The 10,055-nt window shown below is 68.4% G+C and carries 7 protein-coding genes; 4 read left to right on the top strand and 3 right to left on the bottom strand.

All coding sequences use genetic code 11. The annotated features are described in order from the left end of the window. Positions 1-244: 244 nt before the first annotated feature. The 3 genes from RR928_RS22725 to RR928_RS22715 all read right to left on the bottom strand — a co-directional run bounded on the left by RR928_RS22725 (position 245) and on the right by RR928_RS22715 (position 2,832). On the bottom strand, positions 245-1,279 hold the full coding sequence (locus tag RR928_RS22725; RefSeq protein ID WP_332684357.1) for a FecR family protein: 1,035 nt from the start codon (positions 1,277-1,279) through the stop codon (positions 245-247). 1 nt (position 1,280) lies between these two features. Next, complete coding sequence (locus RR928_RS22720) at positions 1,281-1,766, bottom strand: sigma-70 family RNA polymerase sigma factor (protein WP_332539458.1); 486 nt, start codon at positions 1,764-1,766, stop codon at positions 1,281-1,283. A gap of 151 nt (positions 1,767-1,917) precedes the next feature. Further along, positions 1,918-2,832, bottom strand: coding sequence for a LysR family transcriptional regulator (locus RR928_RS22715; protein WP_332539441.1), 915 nt, complete (start codon positions 2,830-2,832; stop codon positions 1,918-1,920). 168 nt (positions 2,833-3,000) lie between these two features. Here RR928_RS22715 and RR928_RS22710 point away from each other — a divergent pair, with 168 nt between their 5' ends. The 4 genes from RR928_RS22710 (at position 3,001) to RR928_RS22695 (ending at position 9,989) form a co-directional block, all read left to right on the top strand. Beyond that, positions 3,001-3,849 (top strand): alpha/beta hydrolase, encoded by an 849-nt coding sequence (locus RR928_RS22710; RefSeq protein ID WP_332539443.1) that lies wholly within the window; start codon positions 3,001-3,003, stop codon positions 3,847-3,849. A gap of 195 nt (positions 3,850-4,044) precedes the next feature. Further along, on the top strand, positions 4,045-5,259 hold the full coding sequence (locus RR928_RS22705; protein WP_332539445.1) for an efflux RND transporter periplasmic adaptor subunit: 1,215 nt from the start codon (positions 4,045-4,047) through the stop codon (positions 5,257-5,259). Positions 5,260-5,284: 25 nt separating this feature from the next. Continuing rightward, positions 5,285-8,524, top strand: a complete 3,240-nt coding sequence (locus RR928_RS22700) for an efflux RND transporter permease subunit (RefSeq protein ID WP_332539446.1) — start codon at positions 5,285-5,287, stop codon at positions 8,522-8,524. A 16-nt stretch (positions 8,525-8,540) separates the two neighbouring features. Beyond that, positions 8,541-9,989, top strand: a complete 1,449-nt coding sequence (locus RR928_RS22695; protein ID WP_332539448.1) for an efflux transporter outer membrane subunit — start codon at positions 8,541-8,543, stop codon at positions 9,987-9,989. Positions 9,990-10,055: the final 66 nt, after the last annotated feature.

Genomic DNA, 10,055 nt, shown 5'->3' with positions numbered 1-10,055 from the left:
AACCATGAACGGCCCGTCCTCATGACTTGAGCGCAGGCCGTTCATCCTTCGACAAGCTCAGGACGAACGGGGAGTTGAGGCCTGCTGTTTTTCCTAGTGCGTTGCGCGATCTTGGCTCGCTTACCCCGCTCAGGACGAACGGTCCACAGAAAGCGGCGCTGCCACTAATCCGTTCGTGGTGAGCCTCCCTGGCCGGGCGCGTCTAACCATGAATGCCCTGTCCTCAAGCCAAGTAACGCAACGTTCAGAACCCCACCGGCTGCAAATCCACCCACACCCAGCGCGAAGCCAAGAACCGCATGCGCAATTGAGGAAACGAGCGCTGCAGCAGCCGCAATGTCTGCGCGGTGTCGTCCAGCGGCAGCACGCCCGAGACGCGGATGTCGGCCAGCGCCGCGCGGTCGAAGCGTATCGGGCCCGGGTGGTGGCGCGCGAGCTGGTCCAGCACTTCGGGCAGGGGCCGGTCCTGCACCACCAGCTCGTGGCGGCGCCAGCCTTGTTCCACGCCTTGCGCGTCCATGTCTTCGACCGCGGCCACGCCTTCGCCACCCAGGCGCAGGCGCTGGCCGGCCTGCACCACCAGGGCTGCATCGCTGCCGCTTTGCCACTGCTGCGGCGTCTGCACCGCCACGCGCGACTCGAGCATTTCCAGCGTCACCTGGCCGTTGTCATAGCTCACGGCAAAACGCGTGCCCAGCGCGCGAATGCGGCCCAGCGGCGTCTGCACATAGAACGGCCGCGCCGCGTCCCTGGCGACTTCGACCAGGATGCTGCCGCGCACCAGCTCCAGCACGCGGCTGTCGTCGCTGACCCGCCAGTTGACCGCGCTCACGCCGCTGAGCGTGAGCTGCGAGCCGTCGCTGAGCCGGCGCTCGCGCCATTGGCCGCTGCTGGCATGCATGTCGCTCCACAGCAGCGCGGGCGGGTGGTTGTGCAGCGTGAGCCAGGCGGGCAGGGCCAGCAGCACGACCAGGGCCAGCGCGCCGCCGACACGGGCCGTGATACGCCGCCGGCTTGCTGCCTGGCGTGGGCCGCGCGCCGCATCAAGCGCGGCCTGCGCAGCGCGCGCCTCGCCCGGGCCGCTGCCCAGCTGCTGCACCTGGGCGACAAAGGCCTGCAGCCGCGCCGCGGCCTGGGCATGGCGCGGGTCCAACGCCTGCCATTGCGCAAAGCCCTGCTGCGCCTGCCTGCGCTGCGCGGCGTCGTCGCTGCCGAGTTGCACTATCCAGGCCGCGGCCTCTCGCGCGATCTCCGCGCTGCTGGGTACCTCGCCCGACATCTCAGCCTTCGAGCGCCAGATGGCAATGCGTGAGCGCCTGGACCAGGTATTTCTGCACCATCTTGGTCGACACGCCCAGCTGCTGCGCGATCTGCGCCTGGGTCTGGCCTTCGAGATAGCACAGCAAGAACGCCTGGCGCGCCTTGGCCGACAGGCCGGCAAGCGCGGCTTCGATCTGCACCAGCGCCTGCACGGCTTCGAGCAGCTCCTGCGCCGAAGGCGCGCCCTGGTTCGCAGACATCGCCAGCGCGAGTTCCTGCAGATAGGCTTTTTCGATCAGCGCGCGCCGCGCCTGGTCGATCATCAGCCGCTTGGCCGTGGTCACGAGGTAAGCGCGCGGCTCCTGCACTCCCAGCAGGCCATTGCGCGAGGCGAGAATGCGCACAAAGGTGTCCTGGGCGACATCGGCCGCATGGTGGCCGCAGCCCAGCTTGCGGCGCAGCCAGCCGAATAGCCAGCCATGGTGCGCGCTGTAGAGCGCATGCATCTGCTGCTGAAAGGCCGTTTCCACGGCGGCGGGCGGACCTTCCTGTAGGCAATGCACGGTGAATGGATTCAATATATGAGAATGGTTCCCATTCTAATGCGTGCCTGCGCCGACCGCGCACGCGCACCGCAGGCACCGAAGGGCTTTGTGCTCAGGCGCGCTGCAGCAGCGGGTTCTGCGCGAAGAGTTCGGCGGCCCAGTCGACAAAGGCGCGCACCTTGGCGCTCAGATGGCGGTTGGGCGGATAGACCACGTAGACCGGCAGCGCGGGCTGGGGCCAGTCGGGCAGCAGTGCCACCAGCTCGCCGCGTTCCAGATGCGGCTGGGCCTGGAAGGTGGTGATCTGGCCCACGCCCTGGCCGGCAACGATGGCGAACACATAGGCATTGCTTTCGTTCACCGTGAGGTGGGGGTTGTTGGCAATCTCCACGACTTCGCCGTCGCGGTGGAATTCCAGCGGATAGCGGCGCTGCGAGACCGGCGAGAAATAGGTCACGATGCGGTGGCCCGATTCCAGGTCCAGCGGGTGGGCGGGCCTGCCGTGTTTCGCCACATAGCCGGGCGTGGCGACGGTGATGAACTCCAGGTTGCCTATGCGCCGCGCGACCAGCGACTGGTCGCTGAGTTCGCCGCCGCGTATCACGCAGTCGACGTTGTCGCTGATCAGATCGATGGTGCGGTCGCTGACGCCCAGATCGATCTGGATGTCGGGGTAGCGCTGCTGGAATTCGGCCAGGCGCGGAATGATCAGCATGCGCGCCACCGAAGTGCCGATGTCTATGCGCAGCCGGCCGCGCGGGTTGGCGCGCGCCTGGGTCATGCTGGCTTCCATGTCGTCGAAATCGGCGAGCAGGCGCACGGCGCGGTCGTAGTAGGCGGCGCCGTCGGTGGTCACGGTGACGCGGCGCGTCGTGCGGTTGAGCAGCTTCACGCGCAGGCGCTCCTCGAGCGCCTGTACATGCTTGGTGACGGTGGCCTTGGGCAGCTGCAGCGAATCGGCTGCATGGGTGAAGGTGCCGGCCTCCACCACACGCGCAAACGTGCGCATGGCTTGTATCTGATCCATGGGCTCTCCTTGGGGCGTGGTGGTCGGTCAGTGGGGTGGCGAATTCTGACATGCGCGCTGCATGGCCATTGTTCAGGATTTGGAAACAGTGCGGCAACGTTTATCGGGTTTATGGGGGAGGCGCGAACGTTTACATTTGTGTCTCCACGGTTCCGCCCGGATCACACCATGACTTCACCTTCGTCAGACCGCCCATCGCCATCGCTCCATACCGACGCCGCCATTGCGCTGGCGTCCGGTGAGGAGGTGGTGGTGCGCACCTATGGCAGCAAGAAGGCCGGCGAGACCCTGCCACTGGTCGTGCATTTCCACGGCGGAGCCTTCATCTCCGGCACGCTGGACAACGGCTGCACCGTGGCCCATCTGCTTGAAGCGGCAGGCGCGCGCGTGGTGTCGGTGGCCTATCCGCTGTCGCCCCAACATCCGTTTCCGCGTCCGCTGGAGATCGGCTTCGAAGTGCTGCAGTGGGCGTTCAAGCACCGCACGCGGCTTGCAGGCAAGGGCGCCCAGGTCTACCTGGCGGGCGAGGAGGCCGGTGGCAATCTGGCGGCCGGCGTATGCATGATGGCGCGCGATCAGCGCCATCCGCCGCTGGCCGGACAGATCCTGCTGTCTCCCATGCTCGACCCCTGCGTGGGCACGCCTTCGCTGCGCGCCGCCACGGGCACGGCGACCGACTGCAAATGGGCCAGAGGCTGGCTGCAGTTCCTGCGCTCGGCCTGCGATGCGGTCCACCCCTATGCCGTGCCCAGCACCGCCCAGCGGCTGGCCGGCCTGCCGCCCACCTTGATGCTGGTCGGCCAGGACGATCCCATGCGCGACGAAGCCCTGGCCTATGCGGCCCGGCTCGAAGCCGCGGGCCTGGCCGTGACGCGCCATGTGTTCGACAAGGCCCAGCAGTGGCCCGATGCGCTGCTCATTCCCGATCCCCGGCCATGCCCTTGTGCACAGGAAGTGCAGGACCAGTTCCAGCAGTTCTTCAGCACCACCCGATGTCGGCCGCCCGACCCGGCCTGATTCACTCTGAGCTCCTGACGCCTGCTGCCTGACAGCTGCGTGCCCTGGCCGACGCCGGGACGCGCTGGCGCAGCCGTTGCCGCACGGCCGCCCCCGATTTTCCTTTTGTTGTCCGACCTTTGCGCCGGAAGGGAGCGTTGCGCCCGCAAAACGCCGACTTCCAGCTTTCACCACCTTTCAAGACCAAGACCGACCATGAAGCAACAATTCTTCTCCTCCCTGCCCCAGCGCTGGCGCACCGCGGCGATTGCCGCCGCCGCGATTGCCGTCGTCGGCGGCGCGGCCTTCGGCCTGCAGGCTTCGGCCCAGGCTCCGGCAGAGCCCGCCGCGCCGCCAGCGATTCCCGTGTCCGTCGCCCAGGTGGTGCAGCAGGACGTCGCGCTGTGGGATGAATTCTCCGGCCGCCTCGAAGCCGTGCAGCGCGTGGACATCCGCCCGCGCGTCGCCGGCGCCGTGCAGGCCGTGCATTTCCGCGAAGGCGCGCTGATCAAGCAGGGCGACCTGCTGTTCACGCTGGACGCCGCGCCGTTCAACGCCGAGGTCGATCGCGCCCAGGCCCAGGTGGTCGCGGCCCAGGCCCGGCTGTCGTATACCCACAGCGAAATGGAGCGCTCCACCCGCCTGTGGGAAGAGCGCGCGATTGCCCAGCGCGAACACGACGAGCGCGTCAACGCCCAGCGCGAGGCCGACGCCAACCTGCGTGCCGCCCAGGCCGCGCTGCAGACCGCGCGCCTGAATCTGGGTTACACCCAGGTGCGCGCCCCGATTGCCGGGCGCGTGGGCCGCATCGAAGTCACGGTCGGCAACCTCGTGGCCTCGGGCGCGGGCGCGCCGGTGCTGACCACCATGGTCTCGGTCAGCCCGATCTACGCGAGCTTCGACAGCGACGAGCAGGTGGTGGTGCGCGCGCTGGGCAGCGAGAACGCTCGCGCGCGCCTGGAGCGCATTCCCGTGCAGATGGGCACGGGCACGGCCGGCGGCACGCCGCATGCCGGCCATCTGCAGCTGATCGACAACCAGGTCGATGCGCAAAGCGGCACGGTGCGCGTGCGCGCGGTGTTCGAGAACCAGGACGGCGCGCTGATGCCCGGCCAGTTCGCGCGCATCCGCATGGGCCAGTCGGGCGCCACCTCCGCGGTGCTGGTCAACGAGCGCGCGGTCGGCACCGACCAGAGCAAGAAATACGTGATGGTTGTCGGCGCCGGTGAAGTCGCCGAGTACCGCGAAGTGCAGCTGGGCGCGCCGGTCAACGGCCTGCGCATCGTCACTTCGGGCCTCAAGGCCGGCGAGCGCATTGTCGTCAACGGCCTGCAGCGCGTGCGCCCCGGCGCGCGCATCGAGGCCCAGGACGTGCCCATGGCGAACAAGCCAGAAATCGCGGCCAAGGACGCGAAACAGCCCGCCGCCTGAGCGAGCTGACTGAAAAGAACAATATATGAACCTCTCCCGCTTTTTCATTGACCGCCCGATCTTTGCCGGGGTGCTGTCGGTGCTGATCTTCCTGGCCGGCCTGATCGCCTTGCGCGCGCTGCCGATCTCGGAGTATCCCGACGTCGCTCCGCCCTCGGTCGTGGTGCGCGCCCAGTATCCTGGCGCCAATCCCAAGGTGATCGCCGAAACCGTGGCCACGCCGCTGGAGGAATCGATCAACGGCGTCGAAGGCATGCTCTACATGGGCAGCCAGGCGACGACCGACGGCGTGATGACGCTCACCGTGACTTTCGCGCTGGGCACCGACCCCGACAAGGCCCAGCAGCTGGTGCAAAACCGCGTCTCGCAGGCCGAGCCGCGCCTGCCCGAGGAAGTGCGCCGCCTGGGCATCACCACCATCAAGAGCGCGCCCGACCTGACCATGGTCGTGCACATGGTCTCGCCCAATGACCGCTACGACATCGACTACCTGCGCAACTACGCGGTGCTCAACGTCAAGGACCGACTGGCGCGCATCCAGGGCGTGGGCCAGGTGCAGATTTTCGGCGGCGGCGACTACGCCATGCGCGCCTGGCTGGACCCGCAGAAGGTCGCCCAGCGCGGCCTGTCGGCGGCCGACGTCGTGGCCGCGATCCGCGGCCAGAACGTGCAGGCCGCGGCCGGCGTGGTCGGCGCTTCGCCCGGCCTGCCCGGCGTCGACATGCAACTGTCGATCAACGCCCAGGGCCGTCTGCAGACCGAGGAAGAGTTCGGCGACATCATCGTCAAGTCGGGCGCCGACGGCGCGGTGACGCGGCTGCGCGATGTCGCGCGCCTGGAGCTGGGTGCGGCCGACTACGCGCTGCGCTCGCTGCTCAACAACGAGCCCGCCGTGGGCATGGGCGTGTTCCAGGCCCCGGGCTCGAACGCGCTCGACATCTCGGCCAATGTGCGCGCCACCATGGCCGAGCTGCAGAAGAACATGCCCGAAGGCGTGGAATTCCGCATCGCCTACGACCCCACGCAGTTCGTGCGCGCTTCCATCAAGTCCGTGATCACCACGCTGCTTGAAGCCGTGGCGCTGGTGGTGCTGGTCGTGGTGTTGTTCCTGCAGACCTGGCGCGCGTCCATCATTCCGCTGCTGGCCGTGCCGGTCTCGGTCGTGGGCACGTTTGCCGTGCTGCACCTGCTGGGCTTCTCGATCAACGCGCTGAGCCTGTTCGGCCTGGTGCTGGCCATCGGTATCGTCGTTGATGACGCCATCGTGGTGGTGGAGAACGTGGAGCGCAACATCGAGATGGGGCTGTCGCCGCGCGAAGCCACGTATCGCGCGATGCGCGAAGTCTCGGGTCCCATCATCGCGATTGCGCTGGTGCTGGTCGCGGTGTTCGTGCCGCTGGCCTTCATCAGCGGGCTCACCGGCCAGTTCTACCGCCAGTTCGCGGTGACCATCGCGATCTCCACCGTGATCTCGGCGATCAACTCGCTGACGCTGGCGCCCGCGCTCAGCGCGCTGCTGCTCAAGGGCCATGACGCGCCCAAGGATGCGCTGACGCGCGGCATGGACCGCGTGCTCGGCGGCTTTTTCCGCCGCTTCAACCGCCTGTTCCAGCGCGGCTCCGACGCCTACAGCGGCGGCGTGCAGCGCGTGATCGGCCGCAAGGCGCTGATGCTGGTGATCTACCTGGCGCTGGTCGGCGCGACCTGGGGCCTGTTCAAGATCGTTCCCGGCGGCTTCGTTCCCGCCCAGGACAAGCAGTATCTGGTGGGCTTTGCCCAGCTGCCCGACGGCGCGACGCTGGACCGCACCGACGAAGTGATTCGCCGCATGGGCGAGATCGTCAAGCAGAACCCCAACGTCGAGGACGCGCTGGCCTTCACCGGCCTGTCGATCAACGGTTTCACCAACAGCTCGAATTCGGGCGTGGTGTTCGTCACGCTCAAGCCGTTTGCCGAGCGCACCCGGGCCGACCAGAGCGGCGCGGCCGTGGCCGGCCAGCTCAACCAGGCGTTCGGCGGCATCCAGGAAGCCTTCATCGCGCTGTTCCCGCCGCCACCCGTGGCCGGCCTGGGAACGACCGGCGGCTTCAAGCTGCAGATCGAGGACCGCGCATCGCTGGGCTATGACGCCATGGACGCGGCAGTCAAGGCCTTCATGGCCAAGGCCTACCAGACGCCCGAACTTGCGGGACTGTTCACCAGCTGGCAGGTCAACGTGCCGCAGCTGTACGCCAACATCGACCGCACCAAGGCGCGCCAGCTGGGCGTTCCCGTCACCGACATCTTCGAGACGCTGCAGATCTACCTGGGCAGCCTGTACGCCAACGACTTCAACCAGTTCGGCCGTACCTATAGCGTGCGCGTGCAGGCCGACGCCGCCTACCGCGCGCGCGCCGAGGACGTGGGCCTGCTGCAGGTGCGCTCGACCACCGGCCAGATGGTGCCGCTGTCGGCGCTGATGAAGCTCGAGCCCAGCTTCGGGCCCGAGCGTGCGATGCGCTACAACGGCTTCCTGTCGGCCGACGTCAGCGGCGGACCCGCGCCCGGCTTTTCGTCGGGCCAGGCCCAGGCGGCAATCGAGCGCGTGGCCGCCGAAACCCTGCCCCAGGGCATTGGATTTGAGTGGACCGAGCTGACCTACCAGGAGATCCTGGCCGGCAATTCCGCGCTGCTGGTGTTTCCGCTGGCCATCCTGCTGGTGTTCCTGGTGCTGGCCGCGCAGTATGAAAGCCTGACGCTGCCCATTGCCATCATCCTGATCGTTCCCATGGGCCTGCTCGCGGCAATGACCGGTGTGTGGCTCAGCGGCGGCGACAACAACGTGTTCACGCAGATCGGGCTGATCGTGCTGGTCGGGCTGTCGGCGAAGAACGCCATCCTGATCGTGGAATTCGCGCGCGAGCTGGAGTTTGCCGGGCGCACGCCCATACAGGCCGCGATCGAGGCCAGCCGCCTTCGGCTGCGCCCCATCCTGATGACCTCGCTGGCTTTCGTCATGGGCGTGCTGCCCCTGGTGCTGGCCACGGGCGCGGGCGCCGAGATGCGCAGCGCCATGGGCGTGGCGGTGTTCTTCGGAATGATTGGCGTGACGGCCTTCGGCCTGTTCCTGACCCCGGTGTTCTATGTGGTGCTGCGCCGCATGGCGGGCAACCGGCCTTTGCTGCAGCACCCCAGCCCGGACGCACCTGCCGCAGCTTCGGCTGCGCATGGTTCGGGCGCCGTGGCCCATCCCGTGCTGGCCGCGCCGCGCGCTCACGATGAATAAGAAGAGGAGTCACTCCATGAAAACCATTGCCTTGTTGACGCGCCAACCCCTGGCGCGCCTGGCGCCGCTGTTTGCCGCTCTGGTGCTGGCCGGCTGCGCCAGCGCCTTGCCGGCCCCGGCCGAGCATGCGGGCCTAGACCTGCCGACCACGTTCAGCAGCGCCGAAGGCGGCGAAGCGCCGGTCGGCACGGCCTCGGCCGCTCCCGCCGAATCCCAGCCGCGCGGCGCCTGGTGGCTGGCATTTGCCGACCCGCAGCTGAGCGCTCTGGTCGAGCGCGCGGGCGACGCCAACACCGATATCCAGGCCGCCGCTGCGCGCCTGGCCGAAGCGCGCTCGCTGCTGCGCTCGGCCGACGCCCAGCGCCTGCCGCAGATCGGCGCCTCGGCGGGCGTGGCGCGCCAGGCCGGCCTGCAGTCCACGGGCAGCAGCACGCCGGCCACGGTGGGCACGGCGGGACTGAACCTGTCGTATGAAGTCGATCTGTTCGGCAAGCTGTCGCAGACCAGCGCCGCCGCGCTGCAGGACACGCAGGCGCGCGCCGCGCTGCTGCAGAGCACGCGGCTGATGGTCCAGGCCGATGTCGCCCAGACCTATCTGCAACTGCGTTCGGTGCAGACCGAGCGCGCGCTGGTGGTGCAAAGCCTGGACATCTACCGCGACAGCCTGCGGCTGACGACGCGGCGCTTCCAGGCCGGTGACGCGGCCGAGCTCGACGTGGCGCGCATGCAGACCGAAGTCTCGGCCACCGAGTTCGAAGTGCTGGCGCTCGAGCGCCAGCAGGCGCTGCTGGTGCATGCGCTGGCGGTGCTGACCGGCGAAGTCGCGGGCCGCTTCACGCTGGCCGACAGCCAGGCCCAGGCGACGCTGCCGGTGATTCCGGCCGGCGTGCCGGCCACGGTGCTGGCGCGCCGCCCCGATGTCTCGGCCGCCCAGGCCAATGTGCAGGCCGCGCTGGCGCGCGTGGGCGTGGCCCAGACCGCGTGGTTTCCCTCCATCATGCTGACCGCCAACGGCGGCTATGCCTCGCCCGAACTGGGCGACCTGCTGCGTTGGTCGGCGCGCTCCTGGGGCCTGAACGCCCTGCTGTCGCTGCCCATCTTCGACGGCGGCCAGCGCGCGGCGCAGGAAGAGGGCGCCAAGGCCAGGTTGGAAGCGGCCGTTGCCGCGCAGCGCGGCCAGGTGCTCACGGCGTTTCGCGATGTCGAGGACCAACTGAGCACGCTGCGCCTGCTGGCGGGCCAGTCCGAAGTGCTGGCCCAGGCCGTGCAGTCGGCCGAGCGCGCCAGCCACCTGTCGGACGTGCGCTACCGCAACGGCTATGTGAGCCAGCTTGAACTGCTGGATGCGCGCCGCAACGCGCTGCGTCAGCGGCGCAATGCACTGCAGGTCAGCACTGCGCAGTACACCACGACGGTGATGCTGATTCGCGCGATCGGGGGAAGCTGGGAGCAGGGGGCGGTCTAGAGAAGGGTCCTTGGGTTCGGGCGGATTGTTGGATGAGGGCTATCCTTTCGCCCGTTCGTCCTGAGC

This window comes from Comamonas sp. (assembly GCF_036666375.1).
GTDB lineage: Bacteria > Pseudomonadota > Gammaproteobacteria > Burkholderiales > Burkholderiaceae_C > Comamonas.
Note: the sequence above shows the minus strand (reverse complement) of the source record. Positions and strands in the feature narration are given on the sequence as shown.

Coding starts and splice junctions, on each gene's coding strand:
- RR928_RS22725 (WP_332684357.1), bottom strand. CDS start 1,279: ATGTCGGGCGAGGTACCCAGCAGCGCGGAGATCGCGCGAGAGGCCGCG.
- RR928_RS22720 (WP_332539458.1), bottom strand. CDS start 1,766: ATGCATGCGCTCTACAGCGCGCACCATGGCTGGCTATTCGGCTGGCTG.
- RR928_RS22715 (WP_332539441.1), bottom strand. CDS start 2,832: ATGGATCAGATACAAGCCATGCGCACGTTTGCGCGTGTGGTGGAGGCC.
- RR928_RS22710 (WP_332539443.1), top strand. CDS start 3,001: ATGACTTCACCTTCGTCAGACCGCCCATCGCCATCGCTCCATACCGAC.
- RR928_RS22705 (WP_332539445.1), top strand. CDS start 4,045: ATGAAGCAACAATTCTTCTCCTCCCTGCCCCAGCGCTGGCGCACCGCG.
- RR928_RS22700 (WP_332539446.1), top strand. CDS start 5,285: ATGAACCTCTCCCGCTTTTTCATTGACCGCCCGATCTTTGCCGGGGTG.
- RR928_RS22695 (WP_332539448.1), top strand. CDS start 8,541: ATGAAAACCATTGCCTTGTTGACGCGCCAACCCCTGGCGCGCCTGGCG.